32 protein-coding genes are annotated in these 24,064 nt (G+C 60.2%); 8 read left to right on the forward strand and 24 right to left on the reverse strand.

Features of this window, described 5'->3' with window-relative positions:
- Nucleotides 1–4 precede the first annotated feature (4 nt).
- The 4 genes from dapA to GA0061103_RS24755 all read left to right on the forward strand — a co-directional run bounded on the left by dapA (nt 5) and on the right by GA0061103_RS24755 (nt 2,011).
- Nucleotides 5–946: a 4-hydroxy-tetrahydrodipicolinate synthase gene (dapA, locus tag GA0061103_RS24740; protein ID WP_092715815.1), complete on the forward strand. Its 942-nt coding sequence runs from the start codon at nt 5–7 to the stop codon at nt 944–946.
- A gap of 140 nt (nt 947–1,086) precedes the next feature.
- The gene (locus GA0061103_RS24745) at nt 1,087–1,284 is read left to right on the forward strand and encodes a hypothetical protein (RefSeq protein WP_092715817.1); all 198 of its coding nucleotides are present in this window, start codon (nt 1,087–1,089) and stop codon (nt 1,282–1,284) included.
- 32 nt (nt 1,285–1,316) lie between these two features.
- A complete protein-coding gene (locus GA0061103_RS24750; RefSeq protein ID WP_092715819.1) occupies nt 1,317–1,586 on the forward strand; it encodes a hypothetical protein in 270 nt (89 codons plus the stop codon).
- 95 nt (nt 1,587–1,681) lie between these two features.
- The gene (locus GA0061103_RS24755; RefSeq protein WP_092715821.1) at nt 1,682–2,011 is read left to right on the forward strand and encodes a DUF1883 domain-containing protein; all 330 of its coding nucleotides are present in this window, start codon (nt 1,682–1,684) and stop codon (nt 2,009–2,011) included.
- 108 nt (nt 2,012–2,119) lie between these two features.
- Here GA0061103_RS24755 and GA0061103_RS24760 read toward each other — a convergent pair whose 3' ends face one another.
- Entirely contained in the window at nt 2,120–3,436 is a 1,317-nt protein-coding gene (locus GA0061103_RS24760) for a replication-associated recombination protein A (RefSeq protein WP_092715823.1), read from the reverse strand.
- A complete protein-coding gene (locus tag GA0061103_RS24765) occupies nt 3,433–4,836 on the reverse strand; it encodes a DegQ family serine endoprotease (RefSeq protein ID WP_092715825.1) in 1,404 nt (467 codons plus the stop codon). Before GA0061103_RS24765 ends, GA0061103_RS24760 begins: the two co-directional genes overlap by 4 nt.
- Nucleotides 4,837–5,010: 174 nt before the next feature.
- Here GA0061103_RS24765 and GA0061103_RS24770 point away from each other — a divergent pair, with 174 nt between their 5' ends.
- Nucleotides 5,011–5,358 carry a lysozyme inhibitor LprI family protein gene (locus GA0061103_RS24770; protein WP_092715924.1) on the forward strand — a complete coding sequence of 116 codons (348 nt, stop codon included), beginning with the start codon at nt 5,011–5,013 and terminating at the stop codon, nt 5,356–5,358.
- 212 nt (nt 5,359–5,570) lie between these two features.
- Here the strand turns inward: GA0061103_RS24770 and ilvD are convergent, their stop codons facing one another.
- The gene (ilvD, locus tag GA0061103_RS24775) at nt 5,571–7,409 is read right to left on the reverse strand and encodes a dihydroxy-acid dehydratase (RefSeq protein WP_092715827.1); all 1,839 of its coding nucleotides are present in this window, start codon (nt 7,407–7,409) and stop codon (nt 5,571–5,573) included.
- Nucleotides 7,410–7,748: 339 nt separating this feature from the next.
- Here ilvD and msrP point away from each other — a divergent pair, with 339 nt between their 5' ends.
- A complete protein-coding gene (msrP, locus tag GA0061103_RS24780) occupies nt 7,749–8,699 on the forward strand; it encodes a protein-methionine-sulfoxide reductase catalytic subunit MsrP (RefSeq protein WP_092715829.1) in 951 nt (316 codons plus the stop codon).
- On the forward strand, nt 8,699–9,352 hold the full coding sequence (gene msrQ, locus GA0061103_RS24785) for a protein-methionine-sulfoxide reductase heme-binding subunit MsrQ (protein WP_425349538.1): 654 nt from the start codon (nt 8,699–8,701) through the stop codon (nt 9,350–9,352). Before msrP ends, msrQ begins: the two co-directional genes overlap by 1 nt.
- A gap of 30 nt (nt 9,353–9,382) precedes the next feature.
- Here msrQ and GA0061103_RS24790 read toward each other — a convergent pair whose 3' ends face one another.
- From GA0061103_RS24790 to GA0061103_RS24810, 5 genes are all read right to left on the reverse strand, one after another.
- A complete protein-coding gene (locus GA0061103_RS24790) occupies nt 9,383–10,273 on the reverse strand; it encodes an efflux RND transporter periplasmic adaptor subunit (RefSeq protein ID WP_092715833.1) in 891 nt (296 codons plus the stop codon).
- Nucleotides 10,270–10,479: a DUF1656 domain-containing protein gene (locus tag GA0061103_RS24795; protein WP_092715835.1), complete on the reverse strand. Its 210-nt coding sequence runs from the start codon at nt 10,477–10,479 to the stop codon at nt 10,270–10,272. Before GA0061103_RS24795 ends, GA0061103_RS24790 begins: the two co-directional genes overlap by 4 nt.
- A 4-nt stretch (nt 10,480–10,483) precedes the next feature.
- Nucleotides 10,484–12,556 carry an FUSC family protein gene (locus GA0061103_RS24800; RefSeq protein WP_092715837.1) on the reverse strand — a complete coding sequence of 691 codons (2,073 nt, stop codon included), beginning with the start codon at nt 12,554–12,556 and terminating at the stop codon, nt 10,484–10,486.
- Complete coding sequence (locus tag GA0061103_RS24805) at nt 12,553–13,023, reverse strand: MarR family winged helix-turn-helix transcriptional regulator (RefSeq protein WP_092715839.1); 471 nt, start codon at nt 13,021–13,023, stop codon at nt 12,553–12,555. The genes GA0061103_RS24800 and GA0061103_RS24805 overlap by 4 nt, the downstream gene beginning before the upstream one ends.
- A 295-nt stretch (nt 13,024–13,318) precedes the next feature.
- Nucleotides 13,319–13,984, reverse strand: a complete 666-nt coding sequence (locus GA0061103_RS24810) for a TetR/AcrR family transcriptional regulator (RefSeq protein WP_245304859.1) — start codon at nt 13,982–13,984, stop codon at nt 13,319–13,321.
- A 70-nt stretch (nt 13,985–14,054) separates the two neighbouring features.
- Here GA0061103_RS24810 and GA0061103_RS24815 point away from each other — a divergent pair, with 70 nt between their 5' ends.
- Nucleotides 14,055–14,573: a DinB family protein gene (locus tag GA0061103_RS24815; RefSeq protein ID WP_092715841.1), complete on the forward strand. Its 519-nt coding sequence runs from the start codon at nt 14,055–14,057 to the stop codon at nt 14,571–14,573.
- Between the two features lie 25 nt (nt 14,574–14,598).
- On the opposite strand, the gene GA0061103_RS24820 is transcribed toward GA0061103_RS24815, so the two are convergent.
- From GA0061103_RS24820 to rplX, 16 genes are all read right to left on the reverse strand, one after another.
- A complete protein-coding gene (locus GA0061103_RS24820; protein WP_208603563.1) occupies nt 14,599–15,006 on the reverse strand; it encodes a ribosomal maturation YjgA family protein in 408 nt (135 codons plus the stop codon).
- 170 nt (nt 15,007–15,176) lie between these two features.
- Nucleotides 15,177–15,599 (reverse strand): 50S ribosomal protein L17, encoded by a 423-nt coding sequence (gene rplQ / locus GA0061103_RS24825; RefSeq protein ID WP_015339614.1) that lies wholly within the window; start codon nt 15,597–15,599, stop codon nt 15,177–15,179.
- Nucleotides 15,600–15,646: 47 nt separating this feature from the next.
- Nucleotides 15,647–16,657, reverse strand: coding sequence for a DNA-directed RNA polymerase subunit alpha (locus GA0061103_RS24830; protein WP_047634789.1), 1,011 nt, complete (start codon nt 16,655–16,657; stop codon nt 15,647–15,649).
- Between the two features lie 103 nt (nt 16,658–16,760).
- Nucleotides 16,761–17,150, reverse strand: coding sequence for a 30S ribosomal protein S11 (gene rpsK, locus GA0061103_RS24835; protein ID WP_004118426.1), 390 nt, complete (start codon nt 17,148–17,150; stop codon nt 16,761–16,763).
- 131 nt (nt 17,151–17,281) lie between these two features.
- On the reverse strand, nt 17,282–17,650 hold the full coding sequence (gene rpsM / locus GA0061103_RS24840; protein ID WP_004118424.1) for a 30S ribosomal protein S13: 369 nt from the start codon (nt 17,648–17,650) through the stop codon (nt 17,282–17,284).
- Between the two features lie 217 nt (nt 17,651–17,867).
- Entirely contained in the window at nt 17,868–18,518 is a 651-nt protein-coding gene (locus GA0061103_RS24845; protein WP_092715843.1) for an adenylate kinase, read from the reverse strand.
- A complete protein-coding gene (gene secY, locus GA0061103_RS24850; RefSeq protein ID WP_092715845.1) occupies nt 18,515–19,855 on the reverse strand; it encodes a preprotein translocase subunit SecY in 1,341 nt (446 codons plus the stop codon). The genes GA0061103_RS24845 and secY overlap by 4 nt, the downstream gene beginning before the upstream one ends.
- A gap of 226 nt (nt 19,856–20,081) precedes the next feature.
- The gene (rplO, locus tag GA0061103_RS24855; RefSeq protein WP_092715847.1) at nt 20,082–20,552 is read right to left on the reverse strand and encodes a 50S ribosomal protein L15; all 471 of its coding nucleotides are present in this window, start codon (nt 20,550–20,552) and stop codon (nt 20,082–20,084) included.
- A gap of 17 nt (nt 20,553–20,569) precedes the next feature.
- Nucleotides 20,570–20,782, reverse strand: coding sequence for a 50S ribosomal protein L30 (rpmD, locus tag GA0061103_RS24860; protein WP_007690786.1), 213 nt, complete (start codon nt 20,780–20,782; stop codon nt 20,570–20,572).
- 13 nt (nt 20,783–20,795) lie between these two features.
- Nucleotides 20,796–21,365, reverse strand: a complete 570-nt coding sequence (gene rpsE, locus GA0061103_RS24865) for a 30S ribosomal protein S5 (protein ID WP_092715848.1) — start codon at nt 21,363–21,365, stop codon at nt 20,796–20,798.
- Between the two features lie 128 nt (nt 21,366–21,493).
- Nucleotides 21,494–21,856 carry a 50S ribosomal protein L18 gene (gene rplR / locus GA0061103_RS24870; RefSeq protein WP_004118412.1) on the reverse strand — a complete coding sequence of 121 codons (363 nt, stop codon included), beginning with the start codon at nt 21,854–21,856 and terminating at the stop codon, nt 21,494–21,496.
- 12 nt (nt 21,857–21,868) lie between these two features.
- Nucleotides 21,869–22,402: a 50S ribosomal protein L6 gene (rplF, locus tag GA0061103_RS24875; RefSeq protein WP_092715850.1), complete on the reverse strand. Its 534-nt coding sequence runs from the start codon at nt 22,400–22,402 to the stop codon at nt 21,869–21,871.
- Nucleotides 22,403–22,445: 43 nt separating this feature from the next.
- On the reverse strand, nt 22,446–22,844 hold the full coding sequence (gene rpsH / locus GA0061103_RS24880; RefSeq protein ID WP_004118408.1) for a 30S ribosomal protein S8: 399 nt from the start codon (nt 22,842–22,844) through the stop codon (nt 22,446–22,448).
- 12 nt (nt 22,845–22,856) lie between these two features.
- The gene (rpsN, locus tag GA0061103_RS24885) at nt 22,857–23,162 is read right to left on the reverse strand and encodes a 30S ribosomal protein S14 (protein ID WP_004118406.1); all 306 of its coding nucleotides are present in this window, start codon (nt 23,160–23,162) and stop codon (nt 22,857–22,859) included.
- A gap of 33 nt (nt 23,163–23,195) precedes the next feature.
- Entirely contained in the window at nt 23,196–23,753 is a 558-nt protein-coding gene (gene rplE / locus GA0061103_RS24890) for a 50S ribosomal protein L5 (protein WP_047634795.1), read from the reverse strand.
- On the reverse strand, nt 23,746–24,054 hold the full coding sequence (gene rplX / locus GA0061103_RS24895; RefSeq protein WP_015339605.1) for a 50S ribosomal protein L24: 309 nt from the start codon (nt 24,052–24,054) through the stop codon (nt 23,746–23,748). Before rplX ends, rplE begins: the two co-directional genes overlap by 8 nt.
- Nucleotides 24,055–24,064 lie beyond the last annotated feature (10 nt).

Here is a 24,064-nt window from a genome sequence, read left to right on the forward strand (position 1 = left end):
CCACATGAGTAGACCGACTTTTCGAAGGCGCATCGGCGGTGCGATCACCGCACTCGTCACGCCTTTTCGCGACGGCGTTTTTGATAGCGTCGACATGATGGCCCATATCGAGTGGCAGCTGCTAAGCGGGATCGATGGACTTCTCGTCTGTTCGCTGACCGGCGAAGGTCCGACGCTGACCGAGGCCGAGCGCATCCGCGCCATCGAAATCTGCATCGAGCTTTCGGAAGACAAGGTGCCCGTCATCGTCGCGACCGGGACCAACGACACGAAGACGACTTTGGAGGAAACGATACAGGCACAGCGCCTTGGCGCCGATGCGGCCTTCGTGACGGTCCCCTATTATTCCAAGCCGACGCAAAAAGGGATCATCCACCATTTCGAGCAGCTGGCAGCGCAGGCCGAGCTGCCCATCATCGTGCATAATCAGCCATCACACACCGCAATCGATCTCGCTCCGGCAACCGTCGCGCGGCTTTCCGAAATTCGAGGGATTATCGGGATCGCCGACAGCGGCTGCGATATCTCGCGCGTCGACCTCTGGCGACCCTTCCTGCCGGAGCGGTTTAGCCTGTTTACCTCGAATGACGCCAGCGCGCTCGGCTTCACCGCCGCGGGCGGACATGGCTGCTTCTCTAACGCGGCCAATATCGTTCCGCGGCTCTTTCAATCCATGCAGCATTCGGCCGCGGGCGGCAATGTCGGCGCGGCACGATCCATCGACGAGCGGCTGCAGCCATTGTTCGGCGCGCTCGCCCGCGAAAACGAGCCGGCGACGGTCAAGCATGCCCTGTCACTGGCAAGAGATATCGAGGCGGAGGTTCGTCTGCCATTGGTCGGCGTCGGGACAGAGACAGCCGCGGCCATCCAGGCGGCAATCACCCCGTTTCAGCTCGATGGCAGCGGCCGGTTCGCCTCGCGAAATACCTATCGCCTGGGGTTGTAAAATCGCTCCATCCCTATGAGATTTTAATATTTTTGCCGTTTCAGGCAAATGGAAAACCTAGCAGCTCCCCCATAGATTCAACAGCGTAGCACCGGGATTGGTCTCATGGACCCATGGTGCCGGTGACACTGAAAGGAACTATGATGTCACGCTACAGGCATGTCGGCCTATCCGCCGACCCTCTCCAACGCCCTCGTGCCGTCGCGCTTGCGCGCAACGAGCGGCACTTCTCTTCGGACGCATTGCTGGACGGAATTCGCTCCGTCGCTCCGCGCCTCGGGCTTGTCCTCCTGATCGCCGCCGCCCTGCAAGTGGCGCTGTATCTGACCGGTCACTGAGTGAAATCAAAGAGATCCAAGAGGAAATAACAATGGCAAACGCACAGCATCTTCCGCGCCGCTCGGCCCACAGCCCGCTCTCGCCGGCTCCTGCACGCTTCATCATCGGCCGTGACCGCCGCGGTGGCTGGATCGTTCAGGACCGGCAAGGCCTCGTCGGCGGCCTGTTCCGCAATGAAGCAGCCGCCCTGCACTTCGCCGCTGAAGAATGCAACCACAATCCGGCTGATATCTGCCTGGCGCCCGAAGGCGCCATCCTCGATCTCGACGGCTTCGCCCCCGCCACGTCCAATCTGCACTAAACTTGCCCTTGGCAGGCTTCGACAATATCCCGCCGAACGCTTCCTTAACCGCCCTCAGTTAAGCTTTCTGCCAGATATCCAAAGAACAGAAGACGATGTCGAAGCCTGCCTTCCGCTATAGCCACTACGACCTCAAGGAACAGCGCGCCGGAACGGTGATCGAAATCACCCTCACGGCCATTGCCAATGTCAGGCTGATGAACAGCTCGAATTTCGAGCGCTTCACGGAAACGCTCAAGCATCAGTTTCTCGGCGGCGTCGCGAAGAAATCACCGATCCGACTCACCATTCCCGAGGCTGGCCATTGGCATCTGGTCGTCGACATGGAAGGTCACAAGAGCCTGGCGGAATCGAGCGTGAAGATGGTCGATAGGGTAACAGTGCCGCGAATACAGAAAGCGCCACAGGATGCCGCCGGCAGGTGATGTAGGCTAGAGCCTTTCCGCCTTTCTTCGAATTGCGAAAACGCTCTATCCTTTTGTTTTCACGCAATTCCGGACGGAAAACCGCTACGCACTTTTCCTGGAATTGCTTTAGCGTTCGCCACGTTCCTTGCGCAGCTTGGCCCACCAATCCAACCGCTTGCGTATCTCGCGTTCGAAGCCGCGCTCCGGCGGATCGTAGAAAGTCTGGCGGCCCATCTTCTCAGGAAAATAATTCTGGCCTGAAAAGGCATCCGGCTCGTCATGATCATAGCGATAGCCGTCGCCATAGCCTTCCGTGCGCATCAGCTTGGTCGGCGCATTGAGAATGTGCTTCGGCGGCAGTAGCGAGCCGTTCTGCTTGGCAGCCTGGGTCGCCGCCTTGAAGGCCGTGTAGACGGCATTGGATTTTGGGGCGGTGGCGAGATAGACGCAGGCCTGCGCCAGCGCCAATTCACCCTCCGGCGATCCGAGATAATCATAGGCATCCTTGGCGGCATTGCAGATCACCAGAGCCTGCGGATCGGCAAGGCCGACATCCTCCACTGCCATGCGCACCAGCCGACGGCCGAGATAAAGCGGGTCTTCACCGGCATCGAACATGCGGGCGAGATAATAGAGAGCGGCGTCCGGATCGGAACCGCGAACCGACTTATGCAGCGCGGATATCAGATTGTAGTGGCCGTCCTGCGCCTTGTCATAGACCGGTGCACGGCGCTGGACGATCCTGACCAGCAGGTCGGGATCGAAAAGCTCGTCCTTGCGCGCAGCTCGCCAGACTTCTTCGGCCAGCGTCAGGACCGAGCGCCCATCGCCGTCGGCCATGCGGATCAGGCTGGCGCGGGCATCTTCCGTCAGCGGCAGTGGCTTGCCCTCCACCGCTTCGGCACGGCGCAACAGCTCTTCCAGACTCTCCTCATCATGTGATTGGAAGGTCAGAACACGAGCGCGCGACAGAAGAGCGGCGTTGAGTTCGAAGGATGGATTTTCCGTCGTCGCTCCCACAAGAATGACGGTGCCGTCTTCCATCACAGGCAGAAAGCTATCCTGCTGGGCGCGATTGAAGCGATGGATCTCGTCGACGAACAGCAGGGTCTGGCGGCCATCCATTCGTCGCAGCATTGCCGCCTCGAACACCTTCTTCAGATCGGCGACGCCGGAAAAGATCGCCGAAATCTGCTCGAAGGCGAGACCGGCTTCACCCGAAAGCAGACGAGCAACCGTCGTCTTGCCGGTGCCGGGCGGCCCCCAGAAGATCATCGACCCAAGCGAGCCCGCCTCGATCATCCGGCGCAGCACGCCGTCCTCACCGGTCAAATGTTCCTGGCCGGTGACTTCGGCCAGTGTTTGCGGCCGCAGACGGTCGGCCAGAGGCCGCTTGTTGGCGACCTCCTCCGGTATCCGCGGTGCAAACAGATCATTGCTCATCGGAAGAACTGCCGGATGCGCTGGCCGTCACGCTCGATCTCGACGCGCCAGAAGCTGGGGTTTGACGTGACGGTCTTCTGAAGGATTTCCGTCGTGTTGATCGCGACGCCATTGATGGAGATGACGATATCGCGGGCGGCAAATCCAAGCCGGTCAGCCGGCGAGTTCTGCTTCAGGCTCTCGATGACGACACCCGTGGAATCCGGTGGCATGTGCAGATCATCGGCAACGCGCGGCGAGAGATTGGCAACGGTCGCGCCGGAGAAGGGATTGTTGCCCTCGATGACCCGCTCGTCGCGCGGTGTGGATTCGGGTGCTGCGGCCAGCGTCATCGTGGCCTGATGCTCCTTGCCATTATCAAGCACGGTCAATGAGACGGTCGCGCCGAGACCGGCCGTGGTCAGGCGATATCCGAGCGCATCGGGGTGTTCGATCGAGATGTTGTTCAGCGCCGTGATCACCTCACCGGGCTTGAGGCCGGCCTTGGCCGCCGGGCCGCCGTCGACCACCTTCGTCACCAGCGCACCGCGCACCTTGTCGAGGCCAAGCGCTTCGGCAACGTCCGATGTGACAGGCTCGAAGGAGGCGCCGATATAGGGGCGCTCGAAAGACTTGTCACCACGATCGGCCGCAGCCAGGAAGACCTTGACCAGATTGGCGGGGATGGCAAAACCGATACCGTTGGAGCCGCCGCCCTGGGAGAAGATCGCCGTGTTCAGCCCGATCAACTGTCCCGTCATGTTGACGAGCGCGCCGCCCGAATTGCCGGGGTTTATCGAGGCATCGGTCTGGATGAAGAAGCCGACCTCGTTCTTGACCTGGTTGCGGGCAAGCGCCGAGACGATGCCGCTCGTCACAGTCTGACCGACGCCGAAGGGATTGCCGATCGCCAGCACGAGATCGCCGACCTCGATGCCATCGGAATTGCCGAGCGGCAGAACGGGGAAAGTCTCGTTCTTCGATTGGATCTTCAGGACGGCGAGATCGACGCGATCGTCCTTCAAAATCACCTTGCAGGGAAACTCGCGGCCATCCGAAAGCGCGATCTTGATATCGTCGGCACCATCGACGACGTGGTTGTTGGTGATGACGGTGCCATTCGCCTCCACGATCACGCCCGAACCGAGCGACGACTGCTTCTCGGTGCGATTCGGCATGCGCTGCCCGAAGAACTGCTCGAAGAAGGGATCGCCGGCAAAGGGAGACTGACGCTGCACGACGCGCTCGGCATAGACATTCACCACGGCGCCGGACGTCTGCTTGACCAGCGGGGCGAAGGAGAGCTGCATCTGCGTCTGGCTTTCCGGCAGCGTCTTCGCCGTCTGAGCCTCAGCGGAAAGCGGCATCGCCATGACGAGGGCAAACATCGAAACGGCAGTGCGCTTCAGGAGGAGGTGCATGAAATTTCCCTTTTTAATTCTCTTTAAACAACGTTGTAGCGCCCGACGCTAGAAAGAAAAGAGGGCGGAAGCATGAAGCATAAATGGAGTTTTGCAGCGATAAAAAACAGGCTCGGTGAACAAAAACATGCTGTCATGCATTTCGCGTTGGGAATCGTCAAAAGGGAACCAGACATGCGATTGAACCATCTTGCCGCCGCTACCTTCTTCATCTCCCTGGGCGTGGCCGGCGCCTCTCACGCCGCCAGTTTCGATTGCGAAGCGCAGAACCTGAAACCGGACGAGAAGACGATCTGCGACGTAAGGACGCTCAACGATGCCGATGTGAAGATGGTGACGACCTTCGACCTGCTCTCAGGGCTTCTCGCTATGGGCTCACGCGGCACGATGCAGGACCAGCAGACGGAATGGCTTAAGAAGCGGCAGGCGTGCGGGGCGGATAAGGCCTGCCTGACCACGTCCTATGAGGAGCGCCTGAAGGTGCTGAACGACACGTACAAGCAGATCAATCGGCCGCTATAGGGGCTTGGTTTGCGAAGACATGAGGGCATCGCCGGATAAGTCCCCTCTCCCCGCCTGCGGGGAGAGGGTTAGGGTGAGGGGCAAACGCGGGAACGGTAAACTCCGCCGTCGCGATAAAGCTCGAAAGGCGCCTCATCCGTCCCTGCCCAGCTTCGCTCCGCTCAGCCGCTCAGGTCCACCTTCTCCCCGTTTTACGGGGCGAAGGGGTTTGGTTACTTTCCACCAAGATCCCTGACCGCACCGCGGTCAGCGCTCGTGGCGAACGCAGCGTAAGCCTTGAGCGCCGTGGTGACATTGCGCTTGCGCGGTTCGGCCGGGTGCCAGCCCTTGGCGTTCTGAGCTTCGCGGCGCGCGGCAAGTTCAGCATCGTCTACACGCAGGCTGATGGTGCGGTTCGGGATGTCGATGTCGATCATGTCGCCTTCGCGCACCAGGCCGATGGTACCGCCATTGGCCGCCTCGGGCGAAACGTGACCGATGGAGAGACCCGAGGTGCCGCCGGAGAAGCGGCCGTCGGTGATGAGCGCGCAGGCCTTGCCTAGGCCCTTCGACTTCAGATAGCTCGTCGGATAGAGCATTTCCTGCATGCCGGGGCCGCCCTTCGGGCCTTCGTAGCGGATGACGACGACGTCGCCGGCCTTGATCTCGTTGCTGAGGATAGCCTTGACGGATGCGTCCTGGCTTTCGAAGACCCTAGCGGGGCCGGAGAATTTCAGGATCGATTCATCGACACCTGCCGTCTTCACGATGCAGCCGTCGAGCGCCAGATTGCCCTTGAGGACGGCTAGACCGCCGTCCTTGGAGAAGGGATGCTGGGCATCGCGGATAACGCCCTTTTCACGATCGAGATCAAGCTCTTCCCAGCGCGCGCTCTGGCTGAAGGCAACCTGCGTCGGGACACCGCCAGGAGCGGCACTGAAGAGCTCCAGAGCAGCTTTGTTGTCGGTGACTGCAATATCCCATTGCGCCAGTGCCTCGCCCAGCGTCGGAGCGTGGACGGTCGGCAGGTCGGTGTTCAACAATCCCGCGCGGTTCAACTCGCCGAGGATAGCCATGATGCCACCGGCGCGATGCACGTCTTCCATGTGAACGTCTGCCTTCGCCGGAGCGACCTTGGACAGGCAAGGAACGCGGCGCGACAGGCGATCGATGTCATCCATGGTGAAATCGACTTCGCCCTCATGGGCAGCCGCGAGAATATGCAGCACGGTATTGGTCGAGCCGCCCATGGCGATATCGAGCGCCATAGCGTTCTCAAATGCGCCCTTGCTGGCGATCGTCCGCGGCAGTGCGGTGACATCGTCCTGCTCATAATAGCGCTTCGCCAGAGCAACGACACGACGGCCGGCTTCGAGGAAGAGTTCCTTGCGGTCCGCGTGAGTGGCAAGCGTCGAGCCGTTGCCCGGCAGCGACAGGCCAAGCGCCTCGGTCAGGCAGTTCATCGAATTGGCGGTGAACATGCCCGAGCACGAGCCGCATGTCGGACAAGCAGAGCGCTCTATGACTTGGACGTCCTCGTCGCTGATCTTGTCGTCGGCGGCGGCAACCATGGCATCGACGAGATCAAGCGCATGCTTCTTGCCGTGCAGGACGACCTTGCCGGCTTCCATCGGGCCGCCGGAGACGAAGACCGTCGGGATATTGAGGCGCAGCGAGGCCATCAGCATGCCGGGGGTGATCTTGTCGCAGTTGGAGATGCAGACCATGGCGTCGGCGCAATGGGCGTTGACCATGTACTCGACGCTGTCGGCGATCAGTTCGCGCGACGGCAGCGAATAGAGCATACCGTCATGGCCCATGGCGATACCGTCGTCGACGGCGATGGTGTTGAACTCCTTGGCAACGCCGCCGGCTGCCTCGATCTCGCGCGCGACGAGCTGGCCGAGATCCTTGAGGTGAACGTGGCCCGGCACGAACTGGGTGAAGGAATTGACCACCGCAATGATTGGCTTGCCGAAATCGCTGTCCTTCATACCCGTCGCGCGCCAAAGGCCGCGCGCGCCGGCCATGTTGCGGCCGTGGGTGGTGGTTCTGGAACGATAAGCTGGCATGGTGTCTTCCTCGTCATCCTAGAATTTGTGCGGCGTCGGCAGGGGCCAAAGGTTTCGGGCCGAAGGAGACGCCGGCAACTCCGCTTTTTGGAATTGTCCTAATCCAATCGTGCAATACTGTCACTATCAACTCAAGCGAATCCGGTACGCTGCGAGGCAAGCGCTGCGTCCGGACAAACAAGCACTACGATCACAATTGGGAACGAAGCCGCCTGTTCACAAGCACACACAAAAAGTTGCTTTCACTTCCAAAGAAATGCCTGCCTAAGAGTGTAACAAAATCCGTGTCCACTGCGTATGGCTGATATCGAAGCTGTTACCGCATAGAGGAATTGCTCCATGGCCTCCTTCCGCCCGCCGAAAATTGCGTCTTCCGAGATCACCCCCCGCTCGGCCTATCTCAAGCGCCGCGAATTTCTGACGGCCGCCACCGCCGGTATCGGCATGGCGACGGTCGGCGGCAAGGCCGCGCTGGCTGAGGCGCTGACGGCGACCAAGAGCAATTACACGGTCAATGAGAAGCTGACGCCGATCAAGGACGTCACCACCTACAATAATTTCTACGAATTCGGCCTCGACAAGGCCGATCCGGCCAATCTTTCCGGCAAGTTCAAGCCGCGGCCGTGGACCATCAAGGTCGACGGCATGGTCAACAAACCCGGCACTTTCGATATAGACGCGCTGATCAAGGAGTTTCCGCCGGAAGAGCGCGTCTATCGCATGCGCTGCGTCGAGGCCTGGTCGATGGTCATCCCCTGGGACGGCTTTCCGCTCTCGGCTCTGCTCGACAAGGTGGAGCCGCAGGGCAGTGCCAAGTTCGTGGCCTTCGAAACGGTCGTCAGGCCGGAAGAGATGCCGGGACAATCGGGCGTCTTCCAATCGCTGGACTGGCCCTATGTCGAAGGCCTGCGGTTGGACGAGGCGCGCAACCCGCTGACGCTGCTTGCCGTCGGCCTTTACGGCGAGACGCTGCCGAACCAGAACGGCGCGCCGATCCGCCTCGTCGTACCGTGGAAATACGGTTTCAAGGGCATCAAGTCGATCGTCCGCATCACGCTGACCGACAAGCAGCCGCTGAATACCTGGCAGGCCACCAACAGCCAGGAATACGGCTTCTATGCCAACGTCAACCCAGCGGTGGATCATCCGCGCTGGAGCCAGGCGACCGAACGGCGCATCGGCGAAGGCGGCTTCTTCGGCTCCAACCGCCACCCCACCCTGCCCTTCAACGGCTATGCCGATCAGGTCGCCAGCCTCTATAGCGGCATGGACCTCAGGGTGAATTTCTGATGGCCGTTTCTTTCGCCTTGCCCAAACGCTGGCAACCCGCCTCCGTTTGGGCGCTTTATGTGGTTGGGCTGTTGCCCGCCGCCTGGGAATTCTATCTCGGCGCGACCGATCAGCTCGGCGCCGATGCGGTCAAGACTTTCGAGCTCTTCCTGGGGCTATGGGCGATCCGCTTCCTACTGCTGACGCTGGCGGTTACGCCGCTTCGCGATCTCTTCGGCTGGAACTATCTGCGCTACCGCCGCGCGCTCGGCCTGCTCTGTTTCTACTATGCGCTGATGCATCTAACCGTTTACATGGTGCTCGATCAGGCGCTGGACGTGCAGGCCGTCATCGACGACGTGCTGAAGCGACCCTTCATCATGTTCGGCATGGCCGGTCTCGTCATGCTGCTGGCGCTCGCCGTCACCTCGAACAATTTCTCGATCAAGCGCCTCGGCAAGAAATGGATCTGGCTGCATCGTCTCGTCTACATCATCGCCGCCTGCGGCGCCCTGCACTTCGCCCTGTCGACCAAGGTGCTGTCACTGGAGCAGTTCATCTATATCGGCCTGCTGATCGCGATGATCCTCTACAGATCCTACCGGCCGATCATGATGGAGAGACGCCGGGCGGCGCGAAAGCCGGCTGCAGCCTCCAGTTCCAGAGCGGCCTGAAGGCGGCCGCTCCATCGTTTCAAGTAAAAGTCATTCCGCAGCGCTGGCGACCTTCGCCTGGCCCTGCTCCTGCACCTCGACGGTCGCCGTCAGGCCGGCGATCAGCTTCGTACCTTCGGGCACCTTGTCGAGTGCGATACGCACCGGCACGCGCTGTGCCAGACGCACCCAGCTGAAGGTCGGGGTAATGTTGGCAAGCAGGCTGCCGGAGGTACGTTCGCGGTCCTCGATGCCGTAGGCGATGCTTTCGACATGGCCCGCCAGCTTCTCGGCCTGCCCCATCAGATGGATATAGACTTCGTCGCCGATCTGGATGCGCGGCAGCTTGGTTTCCTCGAAATAGCCTTCGACACGCAGGGAATCGCTGTCGATCAGCGCCACCTTGGCGGTACCGGCGGAGACATAGTCACCCGGCCGCAGGCTGAGGTTCGAGATCGTGCCGTTGACGGTGGCGCGAACCTCAGAACGGTCCAGGTTCAACTGTGCAAGATCACGGTTGGCGCTCGCCTCGCGAACGGCAGCTTCATCTTGTGCCACAGTGGTCAGTGCCTGCTCCTTCTGCTGCAGGGAGGCAGCATCGCCGAGACGCGCCTGTCGCGCGCTTTCGCGCTGGGCCTGCTCGAGAGCCGCCTTGCTGCTTGCAAGGGCAGCATCGGCCTGTTCGAGAGCGATGGCGAAGCGATCACGATCGACGCGGAAGAGGACGTCGCCCTTCTTGACGGTCTGATTGTCCTTGACGAGGACCTCGCTCACCAGGCCGGAGACGTCAGGCGCGATGCCGACGACATCGGCCCTCAGGCGCGCATCGCGCGTCCACGGCTCGTCCATGTAATGGCCCCAGAGCTGGCGGCCGACATAGACGGCGGCAACGACGAAGATGAGAGTGACGGCCACACGGCCGATAAGTTTTAAGGCGTTCATGTGAAGTACCAACGAGAGACGGAGGAGACGGCGCCGAGCAGCAGAACGTAAAGCGCGAGATCGAAAAGACCGCGATGCCAGACCAGAGTGTAGACTCCGATCCATGCCAGCAGGCGTCGAACGACGATGACGACAAACAGCGTCAGGAGCATGAGAACGAGAAGGCGCGGGATATAGACGCCATAAAGATCGAATTCTGCGGGCATGATATTACTCGGCGGCGATGGAAAGAGGTTGAGACGTATCGGACAGGGGTGGCCGCCAGCTCGCCGGCGGCTTGGCATGGGGGAAGAGCGCCCGGCGAAGGCCGACGAGCGCATCAAGGCTCGCGCGACCGGACTGCCGCTTTTCCTGAGCGACGGCTTCCAGGCCATGGTCGATCGACACACGCAGTTCGTCGGCGGGGTCGATGGCGCGCTTGGCCTTCAGCCGGGAACGATAGAAATCCGATACGCCGATCAGGACTTCGCTGACCGATGCGGCGGCGGCCGGCTTCAGCTGACCACGCTCCTTCTGCAGCATCAGCACGTTGAAGCCGAGACGGACATCGGCGTAACCGTCGACCTTTTTCAGTTCGCGGTCCTCGATGCCGGCAAGGCGGGGCACGAGTTGGCCGAGACGATCGAGGATGCGGCCCGAAAGGCGCTCATGGTCTGCGCGGCGGATACCGGCCGCGGTTTCGGCAAGATCCGTCCAGCCAGCCCTGACCAGCCGCCAGGCGGCAAGTTCCGAACCGAACGGGCGGGTCAGCAAGGTCCAGACAAGGGCGAAACCAACACCGGCCAGAGCGGCGATCGCGCTATTGGTGAAGCTGGCGAAATCGGCCGTGTAACGATCCTGAAGCGCGATGAAACTTGCACCGTTCACCGCCAGCAGCATGCCGAGCATGTTGGTCTGCGGGCGGGTAATCAGCAAGCCCATCACCAGGAAGGGCGGAGCAAAGACCAGCACCAGCATCTCGAAGCCGGAGATCGACGGCAACACACCGAAGATATAGATGCAGGCGACGACCAGGCTTACCGCAGTCCAAATGAACATCGTCGTGATGAAGGGCGCGGGACGATCGAGCGCGGCGAAAAACGAGCAGGCAACGGCCGCCATGGCGATGAAGCCGGCACCATCCGCCCAGCCGGAATAGATCCAGAAGAAACAGGCGACCGCGATGCCGACGACGACAGCACCGGCCGAGAAGGCGAGCAGTGCGTAATCATAGTGCCTGCTGCGACCGACGACATTGCGGTAGCGGAAGGCGGGACGCCAGGTGCCGACCTGCTGCCCGGAAACGATTTGGGCGCGCAGCGTCAGGCAATCCTGCCACAAGTCAACGATTTCCTTGAGGCGAGCGAGAGCGCTCGACCGGACCAGATCGTCCCAACCGATATCGAGATCGTTCTCCTGCAGTTCCTCGATTTTCTTCGACAAGGTCTCAGCGGTTTCATCGGCCTTGCCGCGACCGCCCTGCCCCAGCCAGTCAGCCACTTCGTTCAAAACAACGACCAATTCCTGCGGTAGCGGCTTTCCACCAGCTTTCAAGGCGTGCAGGCGATCGGCAAGGGACGAGAAGAGCGGCAGCAGCATCAGCAGGCGACCACGCAGCTCGCGCGAATGCCTGACGATATCGCGGCTGCCTGCATCGTATTTCAACTGGCTGATGACGAGATCGAGGCCGGAAACGTCGGCGGCAAGCTTCTGCCGCTTCAGCGGGGTCGCGGGAGACGCGCCCTCGCCGCGCAGGATCTCATCCGCCCAGGTGCCGGCATCGTCCAGCCATGAGCCTATGCGCTGACCGAGCACCGTTCCGACGCTGCTCGGAAAGACGACGGCGCTGACCACGCTCGCGCAGACGATGCCGATGAGGATTTCCTCGGAGCGGGCAAGCGCCACATCGAAAATGGTTTCGGGCGAGCCGACGGTCGGCAGCGCGATCAGCGGCAGCGTATAGCCGGCCAGCATGAAGACATAGCTGCGCGAGGTGCGGTCGAGCATCGAGATGAACAGCAAGGTGCCGGTCCACAGTGCAACGACGATCGAAAGCAGTTCCGGCGCGTTGACGAAGAGCGGGATGAGGATCACCGACGCGGTGGCGCCGATAAGCGTGCCAAGTGCGCGATAAAGCCCCTTGGAGCTGGTTGCGCCGGCAAGCGGATTGGCAACCACATAAACGGCGGCCATCGCCCAATAAGGCCGCGGCAGATCGAGCGACAAGGCGATGAACAGCGCCATGATCGCAGCAATGAAAGCTTTGACGGAAAACAACCACTCGCGCCAGGACGGAATGTTCATAGGAACTTCTCCGGCTCCGGTTCGACAACCTTGGATGCTTCGAACTCCTCGAAAGCCTTGAGGACACGAACGGCAGCTTCGATGTCTGCAGGGTCGACATTGGCAAGAATCTTGCCACGCAGCTCGTCGAGCGCCTCCTCCATACGGGAGGCGAGCTTCTCGCCCTCCGGCGTCAGCCATAGGCCCTTTGCACGCCGATCTGTCGGATCATCCTTGCGGATGACAAGATCCATGCTTTCGAGCTGATCGATCAGGCGCACCAGAGACGGGCCTTCGATGCCGACATAGGTGGCAATCACCACCTGCCGCACGCCTCCCCCCAGGCGGCCGATCCAAAGCAGCGGCGCGGCCACGGCCTCGGATACGCCATGAGAGCTCAGCGCGATGTCGACGACCCGGCGCCATTGGCGGCCGGTGGTCAACAAGTTGGCGGTGAATACGCGTTGTAGGGTGTTTGACGAGTTCATGCAAACCTATTAGCACTAAACTAATTAGGATTCAAATTATTATCATCAAAAGCGCTATCGAAAATGCGAAATGCAGCTATGTGCTCAGCGACGAGCGTGACGGCAGCAGGCGAGATTACAAGCGATACCAATCCGACTGGCCACTCGAACGGTCTTTCATTAATCGGCCTTGCCAAGATAGGAGCAGATCACCCTGACGAGTTCCTGCTTCACTTCCGACGAGCCCAGCGCACGCTTTCGAGCCGCACCGTGGACTCCCCCGCACCGGATAGCAGCTGCGCCAGAAAGGGCCGGTTCAGGCCAAGGGCGAAATGACACTCTCAGCGGTCTTCTTGGTCGCGCGATCGTTACCAAGATATAGGCTCACCAAGCAAACAAGCTCATTCTGCATCGTCAGGTCATCAATGCACCCCCGGCGCGCTGCATTATGGATTACCCCGTCTATCGCATCCGAAATCACGCGGCCCGCGATATAGTCGGCGTCGGTGGGTAGGCGTTTTCGGTAAGTGGCAACGGCCCGGGCGTAGTAGGAGAGATATTCAATCTCAAATTCGCTGTGCGGGTTTCGATACTCTTCGGAGCTGGGAGCTTCGTCCAGCAGCACGCGGTGCAGGCGCGGGTAAACGCTATGGGCAGCGACTACGGCCCGCACCAGCTGCGTCGCGAACTCTACTGGCGATAACCCGTCTGGACGGACGCTGCGCATGACGGCCATGCTGTCATCTAGATGACGACGTCTGATGGCTTCGACCAAGGAAAGCTTGTCGGGGAAATACTGATAGAGCGAACCGATGCTGATGCCAGCGACGGCCGCGACCGTATTCGTCGTGAACCCGGCCCATCCGCGCTCCCCTAAAACGCGAGCACCCGATTCGACGATCGCATCGACCGTTGCCCGCGAACGCGCCTGGCTCGGCTCCTTTCGCATCGGCGAACGCGGCTTCTTAATGCGAGTAGACATGGGGCACCCGTTCCATGAAAATGTGAACAGATTACTCGCATTTCATTGACCGACGAAAGGCTGTTTCATCATGAGCGAAATATCATTGCTGCAAACTCTGTTCCGCTATCAGGCCTGGGCGAATGAGGAATTGCTCGACGCTATCGATCGCCTCGATACTGCCCGCCATGGCAAGGAACGCCATCTCTCCATACGCCTGATGAACCACTCGCTGGTCGTCGGCCGCATATTTGCGGCGCATCTCACCGGAAGGGAGCACGGCTACGCGGACGACAATACGCCGGAGACGCCGACGCTCTCCGATCTTCGCGCTGCGCTAACGGCTTCGGATCAATGGTATCTGACCTATCTCGAAACCATCAGCCCGGAGCTTCTGTCAGCGCCGATACCGTTCATCTTCACGGACGACGACAAAGGCTGCATGACGCGCCAGGAGATGCTCCTGCATGTTGTCACGCATGGAGGTTACCATAGAGGCGAGATTGGACGGCTTCTGGCGCAGCTTTCCATCACGCCGCCCTGGGACACGCTCGCGGTTCATCTTCACCGAAGCGAGCCGGCACGCAGGCTGGCCGTGGCGGCCGAATGAGCCGCGCCCCGGCGGTTTTGGCTTTTCACAACGGCCTGGGCTTCGACAGTACACAATCGAGCGCCAGTGCCAGCGCGATGCCGGCGACATAAGCGACGATATTCCAGAGTGAGAACACCCTGCCCAGCAACAGGGCTCCGGCGGTGGTCAATCGAAAGGCATCGAGATCGGGCGTGTGCCAAAGCCTGAAAAGTTCTACGGCGACAGCGACGAGCAGCGCCGTTGTGGCAATTCCGAAACGCCCCGACGACACGAATATTGCCGCCAGAAGCCAGTAGACCATCGCTCCCCACAGCAACGAGCCGCCATATTTGACAATGACGAAAGGCAGATTGACTGCGTAGCCATAGCGCCGCAGCGCAAGACCAGTGACGATGGTTAACAGCAGCGCCGGGAACAGAAACAGCCTTCCGCGCGTCAGTTTTCGCTGCATGTCCCTCGGAGCCCCTGTTCCCTGGCGCTTGAATCAATCGCGACTCAGCAAGCCTGCTTGCGATACTCCGAGGCAATCGGGGAGATTGAAAGGCCGTTACCGCAAGCCCAAACGGCAAAAGGCCGGATGATTGCTCATCCGGCCTTCAATATTCTATCCGAAGCTTAGCCTTAAGCGGCTGCGGCTTCTTCTTCAGCGGCAACGCGAGCCTTGTCGGCTGCGCCCTTTGCGTTGACGTCGCGATCGACAAACTCGACGACTGCGAGAGCGGCATTGTCGCCCTGGCGGAAGCCAGCCTTCATGATACGCAGGTAGCCGCCGTTGCGGGTGGCGTAGCGCGTAGCAATCGCATCGAAGAGCTTCGAAACGACAGCTGCGTCGCGGATCTGCGAGATGGCCTGACGACGAGCGTGCAGGTCGCCGCGCTTGCCGAGGGTTACCAGCTTCTCGACGATTGGGCGAATTTCCTTCGCCTTCGGAAGCGTGGTGACGATCTGCTCATGGGTGATGAGCGAAGCCGCCATGTTGGCGAACATCGCCTTACGGTGGCTAGCGGTTCTATTCAGCTTGCGGCCGGCTTTACCGTGGCGCATGGCTATTCTCCTTCACTTGCAGGCATCGTTCGCCTGCAGTTTGTTGGTTAGTATTGGTCTTCGTAACGCTTGGCGAGATCTTCGATGTTCTCGGGCGGCCATGCCGGCACTTCCATGCCGAGGTGCAGGCCCATGGAAGCGAGAACTTCCTTGATTTCGTTCAGCGACTTGCGACCAAAATTCGGCGTGCGGAGCATTTCTGCTTCGGTCTTCTGAATGAGGTCGCCGATGTAGACGATGTTGTCGTTCTTCAGGCAGTTTGCCGAACGAACGGACAGTTCGAGTTCGTCCACCTTCTTGAGGAGCGCCGGGTTGAAAGCGAGCTCGGTGACTGCTTCTTCTTCGGCTTCCTTCTGCGGCTCGTCGAAGTTGACGAACACGCCAAGCTGATCCTGGAGGATGCGAGCCGCGAAAGCGACGGCATCTTCACCGCTGATCGAACCATCGGTTTCGATCGACATGCTCAGCTTGTCGTAGTCGAGAACCTGTCCTTCGCGGGTATTTTCAACCTTGTAGGACACCTTCTTGACCGGCGAATAGAGGCTGTCGACCGGGATAAGGCCGATCGGAGCGTCTTCCGCACGATTGCGCTCGGCGGGCACATAGCCCTTGCCGTTGTTGACGGTGAATTCCATGCGGATTTCGGCGCCCTCGTCGAGCGTGCAGATGACATGCTCGGGATTGAGGATTTCGATATCGCCGACCGTCTGGATGTCGCCAGCCGTTACAACGCCTGGGCCCTGCTTGCGGACGACCATGCGCTTGCTGTCATCGCCGTCCATCTTGATGGCGATTTCCTTGATGTTCAGCACGATGTCCGTCACGTCTTCCCGGACGCCCGGGATAGAGGAGAACTCATGCAGCACGCCGTCGATCTGCACGGCCGTCACAGCGGCGCCACGCAGAGAGGACAGCAGAACGCGACGCAGCGCGTTGCCGAGGGTGAGACCAAAGCCACGCTCCAGCGGTTCGGCCACGAGCGTTGCCTTGGTGCGGCCGCTCGAGGTGAACTCGACCTTGTTGGGCTTGATCAGTTCCTGCCAGTTTTTCTGAATCATGTTTTTGCCTTCCGTTCGTTGCCACCATCCAATCGTGGCAACCGAGCTTGAGTAACACCAAGCCGGGCGCATCTACCCCGGCCGGTGTCGTGAGTGGCGATGATCAGACGCGACGCTTCTTGCGCGGGCGGCAACCATTGTGCGGGATCGGGGTCACGTCGCGGATGGACGTGATCATGAAACCAGCAGCCTGGAGGGCGCGCAGAGCGGATTCACGGCCGGAGCCCGGACCGCAAACTTCAACTTCCAGCGACTTCATGCCATGTTCCTGAGCCTTCTTGGCGCAGTCTTCGGCAGCGATCTGGGCAGCGAACGGGGTCGACTTGCGCGAACCCTTGAAGCCCTTGGCACCAGCGGACGACCAGGCAATGGCGTTGCCCTGTGCGTCGGTGATGGTGATCATCGTGTTGTTGAAGGTCGAGTTGACGTGTGCGACGCCCGACGTGATATTCTTGCGCTCGCGACGACGAACGCGGACGGCTTCCTTGGCCATGTTAGTCCTTTCTTGGATCTCTGCACCGCCGTAATCCCAGCGGCTACACCGAAGCGGCACCCATGGAGCACCGCTTCAAACTCAAAAGAGGCCGGCGGACCGCCAGCCTCCCAAATCCGGTTGCCCGGAAATTACTTCTTCTTACCAGCGATCGCCTTTGCCGGACCCTTGCGGGTACGGGCATTGGTGTGCGTGCGCTGACCACGAACCGGCAGGCCGCGGCGATGACGCAGACCACGGTAGGAACCCAGGTCCATAAGACGCTTGATGTTCATCGCGGTTTCGCGACGCAGGTCACCTTCGACCTGATAGTCACGGTCGATGGTTTCGCGGATCTGCAGAACTTCAGCATCCGTCAACTGGTTGACGCGACGCTCGGCCGGAATGCCGACCTTCTCGCAGATTTCCTGTGCAAACTTCGGTCCGATCCCGTGAATGTAACGAAGCGCAATAACTACGCGCTTTGCAGTCGGGATGTTGACGCCAGCGATACGAGCCACGCCTGTTCTCCTTGCATTCCCCTTGCCTCAGCAAAAGGTCTTGTTATGCAGCCCGGGAGCTGCTTGTTCAATGTGTGTCCGCCACATGTCAAAACGACCGTACCCGGACTTCCCGTTGGAAATCCGCGCCGATCGCATAGCATGTCGCGAGTTGGCGCGGTGTTTAGCGGAATCAGCGCAAAAAAGCAACCGCTCCGACAAGTTTATTTTAGGCTATCTAAAGCTTAGCCAGGATAGCCTCTATGCTCTCGGTCACATGCTCGATATCGGCCATGCCGTCGATGCTCTGCAACTTGCCCTTTGCATAGTAGTAACCGATCAGCGGCGAAGTCTCCTTGTAATAGACCTGGAGACGGGTCGCCATGGTTTCGGCATTGTCGTCCGGGCGGCGCTTGAAATGCGTCGAACCGCATTTGTCGCAGACGCCGGCGCTTGCCGGAACCTTGTCAGTATCGTGATAAACACTGCCGCAGTTCGAGCAGGAATAACGGCCGGAGACGCGGCGAATCAGTTCGGCGTCGTCGACCTTCAGCTCGATGACGACGGAGAGCTCGAGGCCCTTCGCATTGAGCATCTTTTCGGTCGCATCCGCCTGCACCAGTGTGCGCGGGAAACCGTCGAGGATGAAACCCCTCGCGCAATCCGGCTGGTCGATACGCTCGGAAACGATCGCGTTGACCACCTCATCCGGAACGAGCTTGCCAGCCTTCATCAGGGCCTCGGCGCGCTTGCCAACTTCTGTGCCGGCCTGAACGGCCGCGCGCAGCATATCGCCTGTGGAAAGCTGCGGAATGCCATGCTTTTCCACGATGCGCTGGGCCTGGGTCCCCTTACCTGCTCCCGGCGGCCCTAAAAGTATGAGTCTCATCGCCCCCTCTTTCCTCCACGCAACTTCGATTTCTTGATCAGGCCTTCATATTGCTGTGCGATCAGGTGACCCTGAATCTGCGCCACCGTATCCAGCGTTACGCTAACCACGATCAGAAGCGAAGTGCCACCCAGAGACAAGGGAATACCTGTCTGGGATACGAGAATTTCGGGCAGGATGCAGACGAAGACAAGATAGATCGCGCCGATGACCGTAATGCGGGTCAGCACGTAATCGATATATTCGGCGGTGCGCTCGCCCGGGCGGATGCCCGGAATGAAGCCGCCATGCTTCTTCAGATTGTCGGCCGTGTCCTTCGGGTTGAAGACCAGCGCCGTATAGAAGAAGGCGAAGAAGGCGATCAGCGCGGCGTAGAGCACCATGTAGACGGGCTGTCCGTGGCCGAGCGCTGCAACGATGGACGTTACCCAGGTCGGGAGCGCCGTGTTGTTGCCGAGACCGGCGACGGTTGCCGGCAGCAGCAGCAGCGACGATGCAAAGATTGCCGGGATGACGCCCGAAGTGTTGAGCTTCAGCGGCAGGTGCGACGTGTCGCCCTGGAACATTCGCGTGCCGACCTGGCGCTTCGGATACTGAATCAACAGGCGACGCTGGGCGCGCTCGACAAAGACGATGAGCGCGATGACGAGAATGGCGACGACCAGCACGGCGAGAATAAGCGGCGTTGAAAGCGCGCCGGTGCGGCCAAGTTCAAGGGTGCCGGCGAGCGCAGTCGGAAGACCAGCGGCGATACCCGCGAAGATGATCAGCGAAATGCCGTTGCCGATACCGCGCGACGTCACCTGCTCGCCAAGCCACATCAGGAACATCGTGCCGCCAAGCAGCGTGATGACGGTGGAAATGCGGAAGAACCAGCCGGGATCGACGACGACGCCATTGCCGTGCTCAAGGCCGATCGCAATGCCATAGGCTTGCAATGCGCCGAGCAGCACCGTGCCGTAACGGGTGTACTGGTTGATGATCTTGCGGCCCTGCTCGCCTTCCTTCTTCAGGTTTTCGAGCGACGGGACAACCGAGGTCATCAGCTGAACGATGATCGAGGCCGAGATGTAGGGCATGATGCCGAGCGCGAAGATCGCCATACGCTGCACGGCGCCGCCCGAGAACATGTTGAAGAGGCCAAGAATGCCGCCGGACTGATTCTGGAAAGCCTGGGCGTAAGCGGCAGGATTGAGGCCAGGAAGCGGAATGTGGGTGCCGAGCCGGTAAACGAGGAGAGCGCCGAGCGTAAACCACAAGCGCTTCTTGAGATCCTCGGCTTTGGCAAAGGTCGAAAAATTGAGGTTGGACGCCAATTGTTCCGCTGCAGAAGCCATGCAAATCTCCGCATCACCAATTCCGGCATAGTCGGCCGAGCCCGGAATCGGTCTGTAAATTGTTCAAAAGCCGGGCTTCGGACGGATTGCGCTGCAATCGGGCGCCTCACCCTTGGTTCCCGTTATCGATCGGAAAGATACTTGCCGCATCGATCAGATTCGTGAGGCTCACATATGGGAGCAAAATCGCCCGAAGTGAAGTCACTTCGGGCGATTATTGATAATATTATTCTGCGGCAGCAGCGAGCAGCTTGACGGAACCGCCAGCCTTTTCGATCTTCTCGACTGCAGACTTGGAAGCGCCTGCAACTTCAAGAACGAGCTTCGCCTTCAGTTCGCCGTCCGAGAGAACCCGAACGCCGTCCTTGACGCGGCGAATGACGCCGGCAGCCTTGAGAGCTGCTGCATCAACGGTATTCTTGGCATCGAGCTTACCGGCATCGACGGCAGCCTGGATGCGTGCCAGCGACACGACAACGTAATCGGCTGCGAAGATGTTATTGAAGCCGCGCTTCGGCAGACGACGGTAGATGGGCATCTGACCGCCTTCGAAGCCGTTAATGGCAACGCCCGAACGGGACTTCTGACCCTTCACACCACGGCCACCGGTCTTGCCGGAGCCGGAGCCGATGCCGCGGCCGAGGCGCTTGCGGCTATGGGTCGAGCCTTCGTTATCCTTGATTTCATTCAGTTTCATAGCGAATTACCTCCGGCTCACTTCTCGTCGACAACGCGAACGAGATGCTGGACAGCACGGATCATGCCACGAACAGCCGGAGTATCTTCCAGCGTGCGGCGACGGTGCATCTTGTTCAGTCCGAGACCGATCAGCGTCTTCTGCTGAACATCCGGACGGCGGATCGGGCTGCCAATCTGCTCGACCGTAACGGTCGCCTTAGCTTCAGCCTTCTTGGTCGTCTTGGCCATAGGTCAAACTCCCTTATTCTTCGGAGGCGTTGCCCGAAGCGGCGCGGCGAGCCTGCAGGGTAGCATACTTGATGCCGCGCTGAGCTGCGATGTCCTTCGGGTGAACCTGGTGCTTCAGGGCGTCGAACGTGGCGCGAACCATGTTGTACGGGTTCGACGAACCGGTCGACTTGGCAACGACGTCATGAACGCCGAGCGTTTCGAAAACGGCGCGCATCGGACCGCCGGCGATGATACCGGTACCAACCTTGGCCGAACGCAGCAGAACCTTACCTGCGCCGTGACGGCCATGGACGTCGTGATGCAGCGTACGGCCGTCGCGCAGCGGTACGAAGATCAGATCGCGCTTGGCGCTTTCGGTGGCCTTGCGGATAGCTTCCGGCACTTCGCGTGCCTTGCCATGGCCGAAGCCTACGCGGCCCTTCTGGTCGCCGACAACGACGAGAGCGGCGAAGCCGAAGCGACGGCCACCCTTAACAACCTTGGCGACGCGGTTGATCGCGACCAGCTTGTCGACGAATTCGCTATCGCGCTCTTCACGGCTCTGACGGTCTTCCCGCGGAGCCCTCTTTTCCTGTGCCATTGTCCTCTTCCTTTTTCTTTTCCGGGTGCAATCGGCAAACAAAACGAGGACCGCATCAACCTCCTTGCGGAGATTTGCGGTCCGGTGAAATCCGGCCGGCGCCTATCGGCTACCGGCCGGAAACTTGATTAGAAGGTCAGGCCGCCTTCACGGGCTGCTTCAGCCAGGGCCTTGATGCGGCCGTGGTAGATGAAAGCGCCGCGATCGAACACGACTTCCTTCACGCCGGCCTTGGAGGCGCGCTCGGCTACGAGCTTGCCAACGAGGGCTGCGGCTGCGGTATCGGCACCGGTCTTCAGAGAACCGCGCAGATCCTTGTCGAGGGTGGAGGCAGCCGCGAGGGTCTTGCCAGCCACGTCATCGATGACCTGGGCGTAGATGTTCTTCGACGAGCGATGAACCGACAGGCGCGGACGGCCATTGGCCACCGACTTGATTTGGCGGCGCACGCGGTTGGCGCGACGCGCAAGTGCTTCTTTCCTGCTAGCCATTTCGCGTGTTCCTTACTTCTTCTTGCCTTCTTTGCGGACAATCCGCTCTTCGGCATACTTCACACCCTTGCCCTTGTAGGGCTCGGGGCCGCGGTATTCGCGGATTTCAGCGGCAACCTGGCCGACCTGCTGCTTGTTGATGCCGGTGACGACGATTTCCGTCGGCTTCGGCACAGCGATCGAGATGCCCTGCGGGGGCTCATAAACCACGTCGTGGCTGAAGCCGAGCGCAAGCTGCAGGTTCTTGCCCTGCATGGAGGCACGGTAGCCGACGCCGTTGATTTCGAGCTTGCGCTCGTAGCCGTCCTTAACACCCTTGAAGATGTTCTCGATCATCGTGCGGGACATGCCCCACTTTGCGCGAGCATCCTTGGAGTCGTTGAGCGGCGTCACGACGATTGCATTGTTTTCCAGCTTGAGACCGATTTCGTCGTTAGCGACGAAAAACAGCTCGCCCTTGGGGCCCTTCGCAGTCACTTTCTGGCCATCAACCGTGGCCGTGATCCCTGCAGGTACCTGAACGGGCTTCTTACCGATACGAGACATTTTTCAAACCTGTCTGTTTCGAGGGAGATATCTCTGTTCGATCTTAGAAGACCGAGCAGAGAACCTCGCCACCAACATTCTGTTCGCGAGCCTGGTGATCGGCCATCACACCCTTCGGAGTCGAAAGGATGGTGATGCCGAGGCCGTTCGCGACCTGCGGAATGGACTTGACCGAGACATAAACCCGGCGGCCCGGCTTGGACACGCGGCCGATCTCACGGATCACCGACGAGCCTTCATAGTACTTGAGTTCGATGTTGAGCTCAGACTTGCCGTTGCCGAAATCGACGACGGAATAGCCACGGATGTAGCCTTCAGCCTGGAGTACATCGAGAACGCGCGCACGGAGCTTGGACGCAGGCGTCGAAACCGACGACTTGCGGCGCGAAGCGCCATTGCGGATGCGGGTGAGCATATCGCCCAAAGGATCAGTCATAGACATCTAATCTGCTCCTTACCAGCTGGACTTGACGATGCCCGGCACCTTGCCGAGATTGCCGAGTTCACGCAGCGCGATACGCGACATGCGCAGTTTGCGGTAGTAGGCGCGCGGACGGCCAGACACTTCGCAACGGTTGCGAATACGGGTCTTCGATCCATCGCGCGGCAGCGATGCCAGCTTCAGGGTGGCCTTGAACCGGTCTTCGATCGAGAGAGACTGGTTCATGATGATTGCCTTGAGAGCAGCCCGCTTAGCGGCCTGGTTGGCAACCGTATTGCGGCGGCGCTTGTTCTTTTCAACTGCGCTTGTCTTCGCCATATCAGGGTTCCTTTTCTACGCTCGTCGTTACGGTTATTGACGGAACGGGAAGTTGAACTCTTTCAGAAGAGCCCGTGCTTCGTCGTCGGTCGTCGCCGTCGTGCAAACGATGATGTCCATGCCCCACATCTGATCAACCTTGTCGTAGTTGATCTCAGGGAACACAATGTGCTCCTTGATGCCCATGGCAAAATTGCCACGACCGTCAAAGCTCTTCGGGTTCAGGCCGCGGAAGTCGCGAACGCGCGGGAGCGCGATGTTGACCAGACGATCCAGGAACTCATACATGCGGGCGCCGCGCAGGGTAACCTTGGCGCCGATCGGCATATTTTCGCGGACCTTGAAGCCAGCGATGGAGTTGCGTGCGCGGGTGATGACCGGCTTCTGGCCAGCGATGGCCGCCAGGTCGGCAGCAGCAACGGTCGGCTTCTTCGAATCAGCCGTCGCTTCGCCAACGCCCATGTTGATCACGATCTTGTCCAGCTTCGGGATCTGCATCTCGTTAGCGTAGGAGAACTTCTCCTGCATGGCTGCACGGATGCGAGCAACGTATTCCTTCTTGAGCCGCGGCTCGTACTTTACCTCAGCCATCGATCACTTCTCCAGAGGTCTTGGCCACGCGGACCTTCTTGCCATCCACAACCTTGAAACCGACGCGGGTCGGCTTGCCGTCCTTGTCGACGATCGCCAGGTTGGACAGGTGAAGCGAGGCTTCCTTGCTGATGATGCCGGCTTCCTGGTTCTGCGTCTGGCGCTGATGGCGCTTGATGACGTTGACGCCACGAACGACCGCACGGTCTTCCTTCGGCAGCACTTGAATGACTTCGCCGGTACGGCCCTTGTCCTTACCGGTCAATACGACAACCTTGTCGCCTTTACGGATCTTCTGCATCGCTCCGCTC

Origin of the sequence: Martinezella multihospitum, from assembly GCF_900094585.1 — a bacterium.
Classification (GTDB): Bacteria; Pseudomonadota; Alphaproteobacteria; order Rhizobiales; family Rhizobiaceae; genus Rhizobium; species Rhizobium multihospitium.